Source organism: Prauserella alba, assembly GCF_024171735.1.
Lineage (GTDB): Bacteria > Actinomycetota > Actinomycetes > Mycobacteriales > Pseudonocardiaceae > Prauserella > Prauserella alba.
Genome location: NZ_JAMTCH010000005.1, coordinates 25,666 through 43,312, shown reverse-complemented (window position 1 = coordinate 43,312; position 17,647 = coordinate 25,666). Strand labels below are relative to the sequence as shown.

Genomic DNA, 17,647 nt, shown 5'->3' with positions numbered 1-17,647 from the left:
GCGTCTCGTGCCTACTCTTGCTCTTCCTGGGCGGTTCCGCCCGCCGAGGCCTCGTCACCGTCGGCGTCCGCGGCGTCGCCGGCCGGGGCGGAGGCGGTGCCCCCTTCCGTCGAGGCTGCCGCATCCGACGTAACAGCACCATCAGCCGCGCCGCCCGCGTCCTCGTCCGCTTCCCCTTCCGGGACGTCCGAAGGCTTGTCGGCATTACGTGCCACGGCCAGCAGAGTCGTTCCCTCGTCGAGGTTCATCAGGCGAACCCCCTTGGTCTGCCTGCCGGCCTTGCGCACGTCGTCGGCACGCGTCCGGATGACCCCGCCGCTGGAGGTGATGGCGTACAGCTCGTCGTCGGACTCGACCACGAGCGCCCCCACCAGCCTGCCACGCTTGCGGTCCTGCTGAATGGTGAGCACACCCTTGCCGCCACGACCCTGCACCGGATAGTCCTCGATGTCGGTGCGCTTGGCGTACCCGCCGTCGGTCGCGACCAGCAGGAACGTGTCCGGCTTCACCACGCTGATCTTGAGCAGCTCGTCGCCCTCGTTGAACCGCATGCCCAGCACACCCGACGTGGCACGGCCCATCGGGCGCAACGTCTCGTCCGTGGCATGGAAGCGGATGGACTGGCCCTCCGCGGACACGAGCAGCAGGTCGTCGTCACCCGAGGCCAGCACCGCGCCGACGAGCTCGTCACCCTCACGCAGGTTGACCGCGATGAGACCACCCGAGCGCGCCGAGTCGAAGTCGGTCAGCTTGGACTTCTTGACCAGACCGTTCCGCGTGGCCAGGACCAGGTAGTCGGCCGCCTCGTAGTCCGGGATGTGGATGACGCCCGCGATCTCCTCGTCCGGTTGGAACGCGAGCAGATTCGCCACGTGCTGGCCACGTGCGTTGCGGCTGGCCTCGGGCAGGTCGTAGGCCTTCGTGCGGTACACGCGGCCCTTGTTGGTGAAGAACAGGAGCCAGTGGTGCGTGGAGCACACGAAGAAGTGCTGGACGATGTCGTCCTGCTTGAGCGTCGCGCCCTGCACACCCTTGCCGCCACGTTTCTGCGAGCGGTACAGGTCCGTCTTGGTGCGTTTGGCGTACCCGGTGCGGGTGATGGTGACGACGACGTCCTCTTCGGCGATCAGGTCCTCGATGGACACGTCGCCGTCGTACGGGATGATCTTCGTGCGGCGCTCGTCGCCCCACTTCTCGACGATCTCGCTGAGCTCGTCCCGCACGATCTGCCGCTGCCGCTCGGGCTTGGCGAGGATGTCCTCGAGGTCGGCGATCTTCGCCTCGATCTCGGTCAGCTCGTCGATGATCTTCTGACGTTCCAGTGCGGCGAGCCGGCGCAGCTGCATGTCGAGGATCGCGGTGGCCTGGATCTCGTCGATGTCGAGCAGCTCGATGAGGCCGGTGCGCGCCTCGTCGACCGTGGGCGAACGCCGGATCAGCGCGATCACCGCGTCCAGCTGGTCCAGCGCCTTGACCAGGCCGCGCAGGATGTGGGCGCGTTCCTCGGCCTTGCGCAGGCGGTACCGGGTGCGCCGGACGATGACGTCGAGCTGGTGATTCGTGTAGTGCCGGATCATCTGGTCGAGCCGCAGCGTGCGCGGCACGCCGTCGACCAGGGCCAGCATGTTGACGCCGAAGTTGTACTGCAGCTGCGTGTGCTTGTAGAGGTTGTTGAGCACCACCTTGGCGACCGCGTCGCGCTTGAGCGTGATGACGATACGCATGCCGCTGCGGGAGTTGGTCTCGTCAGCGATATCGGCGATGCCGGTGAGCTTGCCGTCGCGCACCAGCGTCGCGATGCTCTCGACCAGGTTGTCCGGGTTGACCTGGTACGGCAGCTCGGTGCAGACCAGCGTCGCACGGCCCTTGTTGTCCTCCTCGACCTCGACGACCGCGCGCATCCGCACCGAGCCGCGGCCCGTGCGGTAGGCCTCGGAGATGCCCTGCGTGCCGAGGATCAGACCGCGCGTCGGGAAGTCGGGCCCCTTGATGCGCTGCATCATCGCGGCGAGCGTCTCCTCCTCGCCAGCCTCCGGGTTGTCGAGCGCCCAGATGACGCCGTCGGCGACCTCGCGCAGGTTGTGCGGCGGAATGTTCGTCGCCATGCCCACCGCGATGCCCGAACCACCGTTGACCAGCAGGTTCGGGATCCGGCTCGGCAGCACGTCCGGTTCCCGCGTCCGACCGTCGTAGTTGTCGGAAAAATCGACGGTTTCCTCGTCGATCTCCCGCAGCATCTCCATCGCAAGCGGGTCGAGGCGGGATTCTGTGTACCGCATCGCGGCAGCCGGATCGTTGCCGGGAGAGCCGAAGTTGCCCTGACCGTCGATGAGCGGGTAGCGCATCGACCACGACTGGGCCAACCGCACGAGGGCGTCGTAGATCGCCGAGTCACCGTGCGGGTGGTAGTTGCCCATCACGTCGCCGACTACGCGGGAGCACTTGTTGTACCCGCGGTCGGGCCGGAACCCCGAGTCGTACATCGAGTACAGCACCCTGCGGTGCACCGGTTTGAGCCCGTCGCGGACGTCCGGCAGCGCTCGCGACACGATCACGCTCATCGCGTAATTGATGTACGAGTTCTGCATCTCCTGCTGGAGATCGACCGGCTCGACACGACCGTGCTGGCCGTCGGGGGGCAGAGTTTCAGTCACGGCTGGTTGTTCCTTTCACGCCTGATCCGGGTGGCTCGCGAGTGGATGCTGCGGTCCCGCCCGGATCAGATGTCGAGCATTCCGGCGGCCTTGGCGTTACGCGTGATGAACGAGCGGCGGGCGTCGACGTCCTCGCCCATGAGGACGGAGAACAGTTCGTCGGCGGTGGCGGCGTCATCGAGGCTGACCTGCAACAGCACCCGGCTGGCCGGGTTCATCGTGGTCTCCCACAGTTCGTCCGAGTTCATCTCGCCGAGACCCTTGTACCGCTGGATACCGTCGTCCTTCGGCAGCTTCCTGCCCGCCGCGGCACCCGCTTCGAGCAGGCCGTCCCGCTCCCGGTCGGAGTAGGCGTACTCGGCTTCCGCACGCGGCCACTTGATCTTGTAGAGCGGCGGCTGTGCCAGGTAGACGTAGCCGTGCTCGATCAGCGGGCGCATGAACCGGAACAGCAGCGTCAGCAGCAGCGTTCGGATGTGCTGGCCGTCGACGTCGGCGTCGGCCATCAGCACGATCTTGTGATACCGCAGCTTCGAGATGTCGAACTCGTCGTGGATGCCGGTGCCGAGCGCGGTGATCAGCGACTGCACCTCCGCGTTCTTGAGCACGCGGTCGATGCGGGCCTTCTCGACGTTGATGATCTTGCCTCGGATCGGCAGGATCGCCTGGAACATCGAGTCCCGGCCCTCCTTGGCCGAACCGCCGGCCGAGTCGCCCTCGACGATGTAGAGCTCGCACTGCTCCGGGTCGGTCGAGCGGCAGTCCTTGAGCTTGCCCGGCAGTCCGCCGATGTCCATCGCGCCCTTGCGGCGCACCAGGTCACGGGCCTTGCGCGCGGCGTCGCGCGCCTGCGCACTCGAGATGGCCTTGTTGATGATGGTCTTGGCCTCGGTCGGGTTTCGTTCGAACCAGTCCGAGAGCCACTCGTTCGTCTTGGTCTGCACGAACGTCTTCGCCTCGCTGTTGCCCAGCTTGGTCTTGGTCTGGCCCTCGAACTGCGGCTCGCCGACCTTGATCGAGATGATCGCCGTCAGGCCCTCGCGGACGTCGTCGCCGGTGAGGTTGGCGTCCTTCTCCTTGAGCAGCTTCTTGTCACGCGCGTAGGCGTTCACCACTCGGGTGAGTGCCGCGCGGAAACCCTCCTCGTGGGTGCCGCCCTCGTGCGTGTTGATCGTGTTGGCGAACGTGTAGACCGACGGCGTGAACCCGTTGTTCCACTGCATCGCGACCTCGACCTCGAGGCCGTCACCCGCGGCCTCGAAGCCGACGATCGTGGGGTGGATCGGGTCCTTCGTGTTGTTGATGTGCTTGACGAAGTCCTCGAGCCCGCCCGGATAGTGGTAGGTGCGCTCCTTGATGCGGGCCGCTTCCCCAGCGGCGTCCTCACCGTTCTCGTCCGGCACCCGTTCGTCGCGCAGGACGATCGTCAGGCCCTTGTTGAGGAACGCCATCTCCTGCAGCCGGCGCGCGACGGTCTCGGCGTTGTAGTCGGTGGTCTCGAAGATGCCCGGGTCGGCCCAGAACGTGGTGGTCGTGCCGGTGCGGTCGGTGGACCCGGCGTCGACGAGCTCACCGGGTTCGGAGTGCTTGTAGTGCTGCGTCCACTTGCGCCCGTCCCGGTGGATCTCGACGTCGAGCGCCGTGGACAGCGCGTTGACCACGGAGACACCCACGCCGTGCAGACCACCGGAAACGGCGTAGGAGTCACTGTCGAACTTGCCGCCCGCGTGCAGCACGGTGTGCACGACCTCGACGGTCGGCTTGTGCATCTTCGGGTGCAGCTCGACCGGGATGCCACGGCCGTCGTCGACCACGCGGACACCGCCGTCGGCCATCAGCGTGACCTCGACCTTGCTCGCGTACCCCGCCATCGCCTCGTCGACGGAGTTGTCCACGACCTCCTGGATCAGGTGGTGCAGGCCGCGTTCACCGGTGGACCCGATGTACATGCCGGGGCGTTTGCGGACGGCCTCGAGACCTTCGAGGACCGTGATGGAGGACGCACCGTATTCGTTCTGGTTCTCTGCCACCGGCCTGACTTCTCCTCACCATCGCCACACGCGCACGCGCGCGGGGAACTCTGGGGCGCGGGCACCTTCTCGGCTCACCGTCTCGCACGCGCTCACACGGGGTTTCCCGCGCGCCGATCCGGCCCACCGGTCCTAGTTTACTTGGCCAGTCTCGCTCACATGCATCAAGGACACGTCTGATTTCGTCAGAGAGCGACGATCTCGACCCTGATCGGGTCCGGGGGCTGACCCGATCAGTGCCGCCACGTCTCGGAGAAATCGGGCGCCCACTCTCCGGCGGGGGTCAGCCGTACGTGTCACGCGGTCCTCTGCCGGACACATGACGTGGCCCCTTCCGCCAGCTCGGAGCGGCGGGCCCCTGGATCTTCATCCGCTTGACGACGCCGTGTCCCACGCCGGAGGCGATCTTCGCGAGCAGTTGCCGCTGCAGCAACCGCAGCTGTGTGGCCCACGCCGTCGACGACGCCCTGACCACCAGTTCTCCGTCGGTCAGGCTCACCGGCTGGGCGTGTTCCGCCACGTCTTCACCCACGAGGGTGGCCCACCGGCCGAAGACATGTCCCCCGGCCAGGCGGTCACTCCAGCCGAACTGCGTCGCCATGCGCGCGGCGATCCGGCCGAAGCTCTGCGGGTCGCGCTCGTCGGCTCCCGCCCCCGACCAACGGCGCCTGCGCGGGTTCTGCGAGGTCTGCCCCTGCTTGCCGGGTGGCCGGTTCCCGGACTGGCGCCTGCCGGGCTCGTGCCCCCGGGTCTTGGCACGGTCCTGCGCGGCCTTCAGCGCGGCGTGTGCCAGGTCGCGGCCACTGTCCGCCGCCTCCGACGGCTCCGGAGGGCGGCTCCGGTCCGCGTCGACGGCTGCGGAGTGTGCACCGCCCGTGGACCCGCCCCCTGTGGACAGAGCACCACCGCGGCCGTCGACGTGCGCGTTGTCCCCAGGTGCGGTAGGCGACCCCGTGTCGGGGACTGCTCCGGTCGGTGCGGTACGGTCACGCTCCGTCGCTCGATCGGGCTTTTCGGCCCCGCATCCCCCCTCGTGGGGAGTATTGACCCGCTGATCACGGTCTTCAGTCACCCAGTGCGATAACAAATCCAGGGTGTTATCCACACTGTCCACAGACTTATCCCCAGTTCGGCGACGTTTAGCTGTGCTGCCGGTCACCCCGCGTCGCCGATTTCCCGTATTGCGGGTGTTGTCAGCCACGTGTTACCTCACCCTCCGCGACCGCGAACCGGACGCCGGTCAGCTCTGTCGGCACGTCCTCGTCCACAGCGGCCGTCACGAGCACCTGCTCGGCACCCAGCGCGACCTCCGCCAGCCGCGCCCGCCGCCGCTTGTCCAGCTCGGCGAACACGTCGTCGAGCATCAGCACCGGCTCACCCCCTGCCTCACCGCGCAACAGCTCGTACGAGCCGAGCCGCAACGCGAGCGCGAACGACCACGACTCGCCGTGGCTCGCGTACCCCTTCGCCGGGGTGTCCCCGAGCACCAGGTCCAGCTCGTCGCGGTGCGGTCCGACCAGGCTTACCCCACGTTCCAGCTCCGCCGCGCGCGACTCGCCGAGCGCCACGCGCAGCACCTCCGCCAGCCGCTCCGGATCGGCCCGCTCCCCGCTGGGCTCGCCGTAGCCCTCCGGCAGCGCCTCACCCAGGCTGGAGCGGTACGTGATGTGCGCAGGCCGCGAATCCGGCGCCACCCCCGCGTACGCCTCCGCGGTGTGCGGCGCCAGATCCGCCACGAGGTTCAACCTCGCCGCCAACAGGTGCGCCCCCGCCTTGGACAGATGGTCGTCCCACACGTCCAGCGTGGACGCCGCGTACGGATCGTCACCACGCTTCTTCCCCGCCGACTTCAACAGGGCGTTGCGCTGCTTGAGCACCTTCTCGTAGTCGGATCGCACCCCCGCGTACCGCGGCGCGCGCTGCACCAACAGCTCGTCGAGGAACTTGCGCCGCTCACCAGGGTCACCTCGCACCAGCGCCAGGTCCTCGGGTGAGAACAGCACCGTGCGCAGGATCCCGAGCACGTCCCGCGGCCTGCCGACCGCGCCGCGGTTCACACGCGCCCGGTTGGCACGTCCCGCGGCGATCTCCAGCTCGACCGTCAGTTCCCGGTCCTCGTTGACCACCGCGGTCCGCACCAGCGCGCGTTCGCACCCCTGCCGCACCAGGGGTGCGTCGGTCGCAACCCGGTGCGAGGAGAGTGTGGCGACGTAACCGATCGCCTCGAGGAGATTCGTCTTCCCTCGTCCGTTCTGCCCGACCAGCACGGACGGGCCCGGATCGAGCGGCACATCGACGTGGTCCCACGAGCGGAAATCGGTCACCTGCAGGTGACGGATGTACACGTCGTTATCCGACTGCCTTCGTCATTCGCCGGCCTTCTTGACGCTGTGCCCGCCGAACTGGTTGCGCAGCGCGGCCACGGCACGCATCGCCGACGAGTCCTCCTGGCGCGAGGCGAACCGCGCGAACAGCGCCGCGGAGATGACCGGAGCAGGCACCGAGTTGTTGATCGCCTCTTCGAGCGTCCACCGGCCCTCACCCGAGTCCTCGACGTAGCCTTCGAGCTCGGCCAGCTCCGGATCCTCCTCGACGGCGCGGATCAGCAGGTCCAGCAGCCAGGACCGGACGACCGTGCCGCGCTGCCACGCCTTGATCACACCGGGGACGTTGTCGACGACGTCCGAGGCCTCCAGTAGTTCGAAACCCTCGGCGTAGGCCTGCATCAGCCCGTACTCGATGCCGTTGTGCACCATCTTCGCGTAGTGACCGGCACCGACCCCGCCCGCGTGGGCGAAGCCCTCGTCCCGCGGCCCCTCGGGGCGCAACGCGTCGAAGATCGGCATCGCGCGCTCGATGTCCGACTCGTCGCCGCCCGCCATGAGGCCGTAGCCGTTGTCCTTGCCCCACACTCCGCCGGACACGCCCACGTCGACGTACTTCACGCCGTGCTCGGCCAGCACCGCGGCGTTGTCACTGTCGTCGGTGAACCGGGAGTTGCCGCCGTCGATGACGAGGTCACCGCTCGACAGCAGGCCGCCGAGTTCCGCGACCGTTGCCCGGGTCGCCTCACCCGCGGGCACCATCACCCACACGATGCGCGGCGCGTCGAGCGCCTTGGCCAGGTCCGCGAGCGACGAGACGTCGCTGACGTCCGGGTTCTGGTCGAATCCGACCACGTCGTGCCCGGCGGCCCGCAGCCGCTCGCGCATGTTGAAACCCATCTTGCCGAGGCCGACCAGTCCGAGCTGCACCATCGAAATGACTTTCCCTTGGTAGTTGCGTGTGCTTGCGCGCGTCCGCCCGCGTGAACTCAGCCGGGCAGCCGCACCGGCATGAGCAGGTACAGGTAGCCGGGCACCACGTCGCCGTTCTCGTCGGCCGGCTTGATCAGCGCGGGCCGGTTCGGGGTGGTGAACGTCAGTTCGGCGCGGTCCGCGTGCAGCGCGGCGAGACCGTCGACGAGGTAACCCGGGTTGAACGCGATGGCGACCGGCTCACCCTCGAAGTCGACGGGCAGCTCCTCCTCGGCGCTTCCCTCGTCGTCGCCACCCGCGGACAGGCGCAGCGAGCCGTCACCGAACTCCAGCCGTACCTGCGTACCCCGTTCGGCGACCAGCGACACGCGCTTGATCGCCTCGGTCAGGGTCGACACGTCGATGACGGCGCGGCAGCTGTGCTCGCTCGGCAGTAGCTGGCGGTACGGCGGGAACTCGGCGTCGAGCAGCCGGGTCGTCGTGTACTTGCCCGAGCCGGTCAGCCCGAGCAGGCCGTCCCCGCTGGCGAGCCCGACCTGAACCGTCGACCCGCTCGTGCCCAGCGACTTCGCCGCGTCGGCGAGCGTGCGTGCCGGCACCAGCACCGAGGCGTCACCCAGTTCCTGGGCGGGCGACCAGCTGAACTCCTTCATCGCCAGCCGGAACCGGTCGGTGGCGACGAGCGTGAGGTTCTCGCCGGAGATCTCCACGCGCATGCCCGTGAGCATCGGCAGCGTGTCGTCCTTCCCGGCGGCGACGGCGACCTGGGCCACGGCCTGCGCGAATGCCTCACCCGCGACCTCGCCTGCCAGGTCTGGCTGGGCAGGCAGCTGGGGATAGTCCTCGACCGGCATCGTCGGCAGGGAGAACCGTGCGCTGCCGCAGGTGATGGACGCACGCGCCCCGTCGACGGCGATCTCGACCGGCTGGGCGGGCAGCGCCTTGGTGATATCGGCGAGCAACCTGCCGGACACCAGCGTGCGTCCACCGTCGGCGATCGTCGCGGGAACCCCGACCGTGGCCGACACCTCGTAGTCGAAACCGGACACCGTCAGCGCATCGGAACCGCCGTCGCCACCGGCGTCCAGCAGCACCCCGCCCAGCACCGGAACCGGTGGCCGGGACGGGAGGCTGCGTGCCACCCAGGCAACGGCGTCAGCGAGGCCATCACGCTCGACGCGGATCTTCATGGCGCCCATCCTTTCGACGGCCCGAGCCGCCGTAGCTCGAAAGACGACAAACGACCACCTGCCGGTTCCCCTCGTGGTTCGAGACGAGCCCGGACCGTGGCTGTAGCGGCCCGCCAACCTACAGCGTGTCGACATGTCGACGCATCTGCGCCATCGGCCCGGATACGGACCCGACCGACATGGAGACAACCGCTGCTCGAGCGGACCGGATGTGTGGGTCTCCACGGTAGAGCCTGCGACCGCCGTGGGTCATATCGGGCCGCGGCCTTCCGAGCGGGTTCGTCCCCATCTTCAACGTCCTTCTCTTTTTCTTTTGTTCTTCTAAGAGAGATCTTTTGTCCAGCCGCAGTAGTAAGCGTTGTGAGTTGTGTGGATGCGGCTCGTTCTCCCTGGTCGGCAGGCGTGGCGGCGTGTGGAGGACAGGGTGTGGTGTTCGGTGGACCGATCAGGGGTCGATGTGGGTGGTTTGAACCGTCCTCAGGCGGCCCACAGTTGTCCCCATGGTTGTCCCCAACTGTGGGGACGGTTGTGCCCAAGACCTGTGCGCGCCCGTCGTGAGACAGATCGCCCGCTGGGGTGACAGATTTCTTGGCACACAAGGATTTCCACACAGTGGGGATGTTTCCCCTGGTCGTTCGTGCACAGGTGCCGCTGGGCGGAGCCGGTTGTAGTGCAGCGTTGCGGTCAGCGCGCCGGTGGACATCCTGCGGACAGAGTGCGGACAACCCTGTGGATGCTGTGGACGTCCGGTGGACAACCTCCCGCGAGGTCGGGAGTGAGCGGTTTTCGCGTTCTCACGCGGAATCCGACGAAGGTCGCCTGTTCACAGTGGACGGAGTCGCCGAGCGGGCGCCGTGACGGCGTTCGGGGGCGGTTCGGCGGTCGGTTTGGGGTTGGTTCGGGGCCGGTTCAGTGGTCGTCGAGGTCTGTCGCCCGCCGTTTCCGTCGGCCGAGGCGGCGCTCGGGAGGCGGGTCGAGGCGGTCGATCGCCGTCCGATCGGCTGTGCGCGGCGTTCGTCCGGCGCGGTGTTCGTCCGGCGCGCCGGATGGGGATCCGGCGCGGTTCACGGGGTCGTTCCGGTGCGTGCCCGCGGCGGGGCCGGTGGTCTGATCCGGTCCCGACCGGCGTCCCGGTGCCGGCTCCCGAGCGCCAGACAGTGGTGCAAGACAGCGGCGCGACAGGGGCGCAACGTGCGGGAGTGGCCGGAGTTCGGAACCGCTCTGCTCCGATGGCGTACTCGACGGCCGCGTGGGTTGCCGCCAGGACTGCCGAACGCGGCGCATGCGCGCGGCAGGCGCGCCTCAGCGCGGCAGAGTGACGGTCGGCCGGAAGTCGGCAGGCCGCCGCCGGATGCAGCACCTGTGGTCGTCGATGCAGGACGCTGGATGCAGGACACGCGGTGCTGAATGCAGGACACGCTGTGACGGCACAATCCGAGCGCGTCGATGAAGGTGGCGGTCGGCCACCCCGAATCCGCAACACGGTCCCCGGAAGGGACAACACGGTTCCCGGGAACCGCAACACGCGCCCCGGGAACCGCAACACGGCGGCAGGGGCGGGTGGGCCGGCGGTGGCTACTGGCGGGCGCGCTGCTTGATGCGGGAGGTGAGTTCCTGCACCTGGTCGTAGATACGGCGCCGTTCGGCCATCTCCTTGCGGATCTTCTTGTCCGCGTGCATGACCGTCGTGTGGTCTCGGCCGCCGAAGGTCTGCCCGATGCGCGGCAGTGACATGTCCGTCAGCTCGCGGCACAGGTACATGGCGATTTGCCGCGCCGTCGCGAGTGCCTTCGTCTTGCCGGGACCGCACAGGTCGTCGACCGTCACGTCGAAGAACTCGGCGGTGACGCCCATGATGGTCGAGGCGCTGATCTCCGGTGCCTGGGAATCCGGGATGAGGTCGCGGAGCACGATCTCGGCGAGCCCGACATCCACCGGCTGCTGGTTCAGCGAGGCGAACGCCGTGACCCGGATGAGCGCGCCTTCGAGCTCGCGGATGTTCGCCTCGATGCGCGCGGCGATGAACTCGAGCACGTCGCCGGGGACGTCGAGCCGGTCCTGGGCCGCCTTCTTGCGGAGGATCGCGATCCGGGTCTCCAGCTCGGGCGGCTGGATGTCGGTGATCAGGCCCCACTCGAACCGGGTTCGCAGCCGGTCCTCCAGCGTTTCGAGGCGCTTGGGCGGCCGGTCGGACGAGACGACGATCTGCTTGTTCGCGTTGTGGAGCGTGTTGAAGGTGTGGAAGAACTCCTCCTGAGTACCTTCCTTGCCTTCGAGGAACTGGATGTCGTCGACGAGCAGGATGTCGATGTCGCGGTAGCGCCGTTGGAACGCGACCTTGCGGTCGTCACGCAGCGAGTTGATGAAGTCGTTCGTGAACTCCTCGGTGGACACGTACCGCACGCGCATGCCGGGGAACAGCCGCTGGGCGTAGTGCCCGACGGCGTGCAACAGGTGCGTCTTGCCGAGCCCGGACTCACCCCAGATGAACAGTGGGTTGTAGGCGCGGGAGGGCGCTTCGGCGACGGCGACGGCCGCCGCGTGCGCGAACCGGTTGGACGCACCGATGACGAACGTGTCGAACGTGTACTTCTCGTTGAGCTTCGTCTTCGACGTCTGCGGCTGGGCGGGCGCGGTGTACGGCTGGCCCGCCGTCGGCTGCCCGGTGAACGACGGCCAGATCTCGTTGGCGGCGGCCAGCGCCTCGCCCTCTTCGTCGACCTCTTCGTCCGAATCGGCCAACGCCTCGAGCCGGGACTGACCCGCCGACTGCGTCGACTGTGCCGACGTGGACCCGCTTCCTGCGTGCTGCGCTCCGCCGGACGGCGAACGCCTCCCCGCGTGCTGCGAGCTCTCGCCGGAGCCGCCGGCCGCCTGCGACCCCGGAGCGGCCGGCGGCTCGCCCGTCGATCGGCCGGCCTCTGCGGCACCTCGCGCCGGGGCGTGTGCCGCGGGATCGTTGCTGTCCTGGGAACGCCGTCCGGACGCGTGCTGCTGCCCGGCGTGCGGCTGGCCACCGTTCTGCCCGCCGGACGGTCCGGAGTGCGGGCCCGGCTGCTGCTGGGGTGCGGAATGCCGCGGTGAACCGGGTGACTGCTGCGGGTACGGAGTCGGCCGCCTGCCCTGTGACGGAGCCGACTGACCCGATTGCGGTGCCTGCGGTGCGTGTGACGGTTGTGGCCGGTGCTGCGGCGACTGCTCGGTCGAACCCGATCCGGTCGCGCTCGCACTGGTTGTCCCCGAACCCGAGTCGGCGGAGTTCGTGGCGGAGGGCGAACCGCTCGACGGGACACCGGGAGGCGGTGGGGTGTCGTCGCGGATCGGCGGAATGGTCGGCAGGACCATCGTCTCTTCGGCAGGCGACGTCGGCGGGACGCGGGGCGCGCCGGACTGGCCGTTGGGGCCGGAACCGTGTGGTGAACCGGGCGACGTGGCGGAAGCCGCCGCCTCCAAACCATGTGCGTGTGGGCCAGGACCGCCGGTGTCGCCACTCGCCGGGGTGAGCGTGCCCTCCATCCGGCCGGACGGCGAGCTCGGCGTCGTCGGGGAGTGCTGACCTGGTGAGGAGTACTGGGGCGGGGACGTCGGCCCGTTCGGCGCGGGTGCGCTCTCGGCGGAGTCGACCTTGACGGCGAGTGAGACGTCGCGGCCGAGCCTGCGCGACAGGGCCGCGGTGATGGGCTCCCGGAGGGCGCGCTCGATCGCTTCCTTGGCGAAGTCGCTCGGCGCGGCGAGCAGGGCGGTGCCGTCGAGCAGGCCGATGGGGCGGGTCACCCGCATCCAAGCGCGCTGCTGGGGCGAGAGCGTGCCGTCGGACAGCTCTTTGACGACCTGTTCCCACACGGAACCCAGGTTCAGCTGTGGCTCAGACACCCTGCTCTGCTCCCCTCCCCTCGACCTCGTCCACGTGGCCTGCGCATTTCATCCTGTCGACGTTCGTGAGCACGTGCTCGCCGATCGCCGGTCCGAGACGGCAGCGGTGCAGGTCGAGCGGGGCTTCCGGCGTTATGAGCGCAGGAAGCATCCACAAGTTGTCCACAGGTTGTGCATCAATGTACGGCTACCCCACGGGCCCTCCTACCCGCGGGTCCGTGTGTCGCTCGCCCAGTCTCCCACTTACCGGCGGCGCGGCGCCTGCCCCTCATCTTCGTGGGTCGAGAAGAGGCACGCTAACAAGCGCTGGTCCGTGCCACAAGCAGTTCATTCGAGCAAGGATTCCATGGTCGACGGCGTGTCGCCATTCGAGCCGGATCCGTGAGCAGCAGGGCTGCCGCAGGGGGCGGTGTCAGGGGTGGGTGGCCGGGTGCGTACCCTTGAAAGGTCTGCCGCCGACACCGCGGCGCCACGGTCAGCCGGCCGACGAGGTCTTTCACTCGGAGACTATCGCGCCGGCGCCCGTGGCGAGCACGAGGTCCGGTGGCGACCACAGACCTGTACGTCGCCAGACCAGGAGAATGACGCCGTGAGCAAGCGCACCTTCCAGCCGAACAACCGTCGACGCGCGCGGACCCACGGATTCCGGCTGCGGATGCGTACGCGGGCGGGCCGCGCGATCGTGGCCGCCCGTCGTCGCAAGGGCCGTCAGAAGCTGTCCGCCTGACCTCGCCTGCGGCCGGGTCCGAGCGCGCGTGCTTCCCGCCGACGCTCGCCTGCGGCGCAGTGAGGAATTCCGTGCCGTCATGCGCGGCGGCGTCCGAGCCGGGCGCCGCCGCCTTGTGCTGCACGCGCTCGCCGAGTCCGGCGAGCGGAAGAAGGCAGGGTTCGTCGTGAGCAAGGCCGTGGGCAATTCCGTGGTGCGGCACCGGGTCATCCGGCGCCTGCGCCACCTCGTCGCGGACCGGCTCGGAACCCTGCCGGACGGTTATGCGTTGGTCGTACGAGCGCTTCCTCCCGCCGCGAAGGCGAGCAGTGCGGAGTTGGGCTCGGACCTCGACGCGGCCATGCGGCGGTTGAAGCTTGCCGGTGCGACGAGCGCCGCACCGGAGGCCTCCCGCGACAGCAATGGACGAACGGTGTGAGTGAGCAGCAGCCGGTCGCCGAGCACCCGGAACGTGCAGGCGATCACGAGACGACACATGCGGCTCCGCGGCCGACTCCGGTTGCGTGGATTCTGCTGCTCCCGATCCGGTTCTATCGCAAGGCGATCTCACCCTTCCTGCCCCCGATGTGCCGGTTCTATCCGAGCTGTAGCGCATACGCGGCCGAATCGCTGACGAAGCACGGCGCGGCGCGGGGCAGCTATCTCGCCGTTCGCAGGCTACTGCGGTGCGGTCCGTGGACCGAACCGGGACGGGACCCCGTTCCCGAGACGTTCAGCCTCCGGCGTCAAACCCCTGGTATATCTACCGAGGAGTAGCTCAGTGCTCGACTTTATCTACTACCCTGTGTCGTTCATCTTGTGGTGCTGGCACAAGGTGTTCGGCTTCGTCTTCGGGCCGGACAACGCCATCTCCTGGATTCTCGGCATTGTCTTCCTGACCTTCACCGTGCGCGGCATCCTCTTCAAGCCGTTCGTCAAGCAGGTCCGGTCGATGAAGAAGATGCAGGACTTCGCCCCCGAGGTGAAGAAGCTGCAGAAGAAGTACGCCAACGACCGGCAGAAGCAAGCGACGGAGATGCGCAAGCTGCAGCAGGAGCACGGGGTCAACCCGCTCGGCAGCTGCCTGCCGATGTTGCTGCAGATTCCCGTGTTCATCGGTCTGAACTGGGTGCTCCGCAACTTCCAGGAGGGAAGGCAGAGCAACTACTTCTTCGACGCCGCGGAAGTCGACTCGTACGTCAACGCGAAGCTCTTCGGCATCAACATCGGCGACGCCATCAACCACTTCGGCTTCGCGGGACAGTCGAGTGAGTGGCACTGGGAAGTCGCGCCGCTGGCCATCCCGCTGATGATCATCGCCGCGATCGCGACGCACCTGACGGCCCGTCACTCGGTGGCCCGCCAGAACCCGGCGTCGGCCTCGCAGCAGACGGCCATGATGAACAAGCTGACGCTGTACATCTTCCCGTTCGGTGTCCTCGTCTTCGGTGCCTTCTTCCCGATCGGCCTGCTCATCTACTGGCTCGCGAACAACGGCTGGACCCTCGGACAGCAGCACTTCGTGTACGGCCGGATCGACCGTGAGGAAGAGCAGAAGAAGCTCGAGGAGAAGGAGAAGCGCGACAACCTCGCGCCGAAGCCGGGACAGAAGCCGAAGAAGCCGCAGCCGGGGCAGAAGCCGGACCCGCAGAAGAAGCAGACGTCGGGCGAAGGCAAGGCGGAGACCTCCGCCGACTCGTCCGGCGAAACCGATTCCGGTGCCGAGTCCGGCAAGGTCTCGGCGAAGTCGTCCACGAGCAACGCGAACGGCAGCGGCGCCGCCCAGAAGAGCGGTAACAGCGCCAAGAGCGGCAGCAACAAGGGCGGCAACAGCGCCAAGGGCGGTGCCTGGGCCAAGAACGGTGGCAACAAGCAGCGGCCTGCCGGTCAGGGCAAGAAGTCCAAGGGCGGCAAGCGCCGCTGACGCGCGCGGCGCCCGCCTTCCGCAATCAGACCTCGCCTGAGGGGCTCGAGAGGAGAAGCGACATGTCCGAGACCGCAGAGGTGATCGGCACGGAAGAAGAGAAGGCCACGGCCGCAGCGGCCGGGGCCGAGGAGGACACGACAGCGGCCGAAACGGATGGCGCCGATTCGTCCGGCAGCGAGGAATCCGCTGAGAACGAGTCGTCCGGAGAGGACGTGCTCGTCCGCGAAGGAGACATCGCGGGTGACTATCTGGAGCGGCTGCTGGACCTGCTCGACTACGACGGCGACATCGACCTGGACGTCGAAGCCGGCCGTGCGATCGTGAGCATCGACGGCGGCGACGACTTGGAGAAGCTCGTCGGGCCGCGCGGCAACGTCCTCGAAGCGTTGCAGGAGTTGACCCGGCTCGCCGTTCAGCAGGAGACCGGATCGCGCAGTCGGCTCATGCTGGACGTGGCGGGTTGGCGTGCCGGCCGTCGTGAGGAGCTTCGCCGGATCGGCCGGACCGCCGCCGAGAACGTGGCGAAAACCGGTGAGAAGGAGAAGCTCCAGCCGATGAGCCCGTTCGAACGCAAGGTCGTCCACGACGCCGTCGCCGAGGTGGACGGTGTCACGAGCGAGAGCGAGGGCGAAGAGCCCAAGCGGCGCGTGGTGGTCGTGCCCGAGTAGTAGCTGCATCCACAACGAACAGCGGCCCGCCGGATCTCGGCGGGCCGCTGTTCGTGTACGGGCGGACCGTTTCGAGGTCGACCACTCCCCTGTGCTCGGCTGCGGCGGCCGGGAGGGCTCGGGTTTCACGTGAAACCGGAATCGGCACGCCGGGGGCTTGATACGGCGCACACGGCGGGCGGCTGGAGCGGAACGGTCGGCGAGCGCCGCGCAGGTTGCGGCGGCGAGCGTGCTGGAGCGGCAGACCGCCGGTGCGGAAGTGGTCAAGCACGGCAATCGTCAAGCACGGCAATCGTCGATCACGGCGATGGCGGAGTCGGGCCATAGCGGAGTGCGGCATCGGTGGGTCGCAGCGATGGCGAGTCACGGTAGTGGCGAATCGTGGCGTTGGTGGAGCACGGCTTTAGCGGAGCACGGTCGTGGTGGAGCGCGGCCTTGGTGAAGCCGGCGACGCCGGTCGGTAAGCCAGTCGACGACAGGGCTCGACGCTCAGTGGGCTCGAGATACCTCTTTCGCTGTCGACCGTGGCTCGATGGCGCGTCCCTCCGAAACTGGCCGTTATCGGTGTCCGCCGATGCGGCCCTCCTCATTCCCGTGCCGGAAGCCGGAGCCGGTCTCCGTAGGGCAACGACGGCGGGTGTCGGCACGCCGGGAATCGCGTTCCGGCTGGGCGCCATGGGCGCGCAGGCCTCGGAGGTGGCGCAGCCGGGAGGTCGCTGACCCGGCAACCATGGTCGGGCCCGCGTTCGCCGAACACGTGAACCGGAGCCGGCGCTCGGGGCACCCGCTACCGTGACAGCGGCCGCATCACCGCGGCCTCGTCACAGGGCGTCGCTTCGTCACAGGGCCTTCGTGATGGCAGCTTTCGTGACAGCCGGCCGTGTGGCGACAGCTTCGTGGGAGTGGCTTCGAGGGTGGGGACGGTCTCGGATCACCTCCCCCATTGCTGGCCGATTCCCCAGGTGCACGGATGCCGATCGGACAGCGGGCAGGCGGAGATCTCCGAGTGGCGGCGCGGCGAGCTCACGGCGGTCAACCGGACGCCCGTCGACGCTCGGCACGTTCGCTGTGACGGGAGCCCGCGAGGGACGCGGCCTCGTCGCGACAGAACATGCGGTGTCCCGACTCGGCCGACGCGTGCGTCGGCCGGCGTGGTGTTGCGGTCGCTTGCGTTGGCACGGCCGCGCACGAGGGTTCGGCCGCGCACGAGGGTTCGGACCCAGCGGTGGAGCCGCACCGGAATGATCCCGCGGGGCCCATTCCGAGCCGCGCTGTGCCGGGGCTCTGTCGCAGCGAGGTGTGATGACGGGGTGCGCGTGTCGGGTCGAAAGGAAAGTAGTCT

The 17,647-nt window shown here is 68.4% G+C and carries 13 protein-coding genes; 5 read left to right on the top strand and 8 right to left on the bottom strand.

What is annotated here, in order from left to right; translation table 11 throughout:
* Window positions 1–11: 11 nt before the first annotated feature.
* The 8 genes from gyrA to LY12_RS15790 form a co-directional block, all read right to left on the bottom strand.
* A complete protein-coding gene (gene gyrA / locus LY12_RS15825) occupies window positions 12–2,654 on the bottom strand; it encodes a DNA gyrase subunit A (RefSeq protein WP_253857516.1) in 2,643 nt (880 codons plus the stop codon).
* 65 nt (window positions 2,655–2,719) lie between these two features.
* Window positions 2,720–4,684: a DNA topoisomerase (ATP-hydrolyzing) subunit B gene (gene gyrB / locus LY12_RS15820; protein ID WP_253857515.1), complete on the bottom strand. Its 1,965-nt coding sequence runs from the start codon at window positions 4,682–4,684 to the stop codon at window positions 2,720–2,722.
* 283 nt (window positions 4,685–4,967) lie between these two features.
* Entirely contained in the window at window positions 4,968–5,477 is a 510-nt protein-coding gene (locus LY12_RS15815; RefSeq protein WP_253858851.1) for a DciA family protein, read from the bottom strand.
* 400 nt (window positions 5,478–5,877) lie between these two features.
* A complete protein-coding gene (recF, locus tag LY12_RS15810) occupies window positions 5,878–7,029 on the bottom strand; it encodes a DNA replication/repair protein RecF (protein WP_253857514.1) in 1,152 nt (383 codons plus the stop codon).
* 21 nt (window positions 7,030–7,050) lie between these two features.
* Complete coding sequence (gene gnd / locus LY12_RS15805; protein ID WP_301302835.1) at window positions 7,051–8,001, bottom strand: phosphogluconate dehydrogenase (NAD(+)-dependent, decarboxylating); 951 nt, start codon at window positions 7,999–8,001, stop codon at window positions 7,051–7,053.
* Window positions 7,998–9,131, bottom strand: coding sequence for a DNA polymerase III subunit beta (dnaN, locus tag LY12_RS15800; RefSeq protein WP_253857512.1), 1,134 nt, complete (start codon window positions 9,129–9,131; stop codon window positions 7,998–8,000). The genes gnd and dnaN overlap by 4 nt, the downstream gene beginning before the upstream one ends.
* A gap of 1,575 nt (window positions 9,132–10,706) precedes the next feature.
* The gene (gene dnaA / locus LY12_RS15795; protein ID WP_253857511.1) at window positions 10,707–13,004 is read right to left on the bottom strand and encodes a chromosomal replication initiator protein DnaA; all 2,298 of its coding nucleotides are present in this window, start codon (window positions 13,002–13,004) and stop codon (window positions 10,707–10,709) included.
* Entirely contained in the window at window positions 12,997–13,170 is a 174-nt protein-coding gene (locus tag LY12_RS15790; RefSeq protein WP_253857510.1) for a hypothetical protein, read from the bottom strand. The genes dnaA and LY12_RS15790 overlap by 8 nt, the downstream gene beginning before the upstream one ends.
* 423 nt (window positions 13,171–13,593) lie before the next feature.
* Here LY12_RS15790 and rpmH point away from each other — a divergent pair, with 423 nt between their 5' ends.
* From rpmH to LY12_RS15765, 5 genes are all read left to right on the top strand, one after another.
* Window positions 13,594–13,731 (top strand): 50S ribosomal protein L34, encoded by a 138-nt coding sequence (rpmH, locus tag LY12_RS15785; RefSeq protein ID WP_183647447.1) that lies wholly within the window; start codon window positions 13,594–13,596, stop codon window positions 13,729–13,731.
* A 28-nt stretch (window positions 13,732–13,759) separates the two neighbouring features.
* A complete protein-coding gene (rnpA, locus tag LY12_RS15780; RefSeq protein ID WP_253857508.1) occupies window positions 13,760–14,149 on the top strand; it encodes a ribonuclease P protein component in 390 nt (129 codons plus the stop codon).
* 89 nt (window positions 14,150–14,238) lie between these two features.
* Window positions 14,239–14,487 (top strand): membrane protein insertion efficiency factor YidD, encoded by a 249-nt coding sequence (gene yidD / locus LY12_RS15775; protein WP_372493571.1) that lies wholly within the window; start codon window positions 14,239–14,241, stop codon window positions 14,485–14,487.
* 4 nt (window positions 14,488–14,491) lie between these two features.
* A complete protein-coding gene (gene yidC, locus LY12_RS15770) occupies window positions 14,492–15,634 on the top strand; it encodes a membrane protein insertase YidC (protein ID WP_253857505.1) in 1,143 nt (380 codons plus the stop codon).
* 62 nt (window positions 15,635–15,696) lie between these two features.
* Complete coding sequence (locus LY12_RS15765) at window positions 15,697–16,305, top strand: Jag family protein (protein WP_253857503.1); 609 nt, start codon at window positions 15,697–15,699, stop codon at window positions 16,303–16,305.
* Window positions 16,306–17,647 lie beyond the last annotated feature (1,342 nt).

Excerpts from the sequence above, each read along its gene's own strand:
- dnaN (WP_253857512.1), bottom strand. The coding sequence starts at position 9,131 with ATGAAGATCCGCGTCGAGCGTGATGGCCTCGCTGACGCCGTTGCCTGG.
- LY12_RS15765 (WP_253857503.1), top strand. The coding sequence starts at position 15,697 with ATGTCCGAGACCGCAGAGGTGATCGGCACGGAAGAAGAGAAGGCCACG.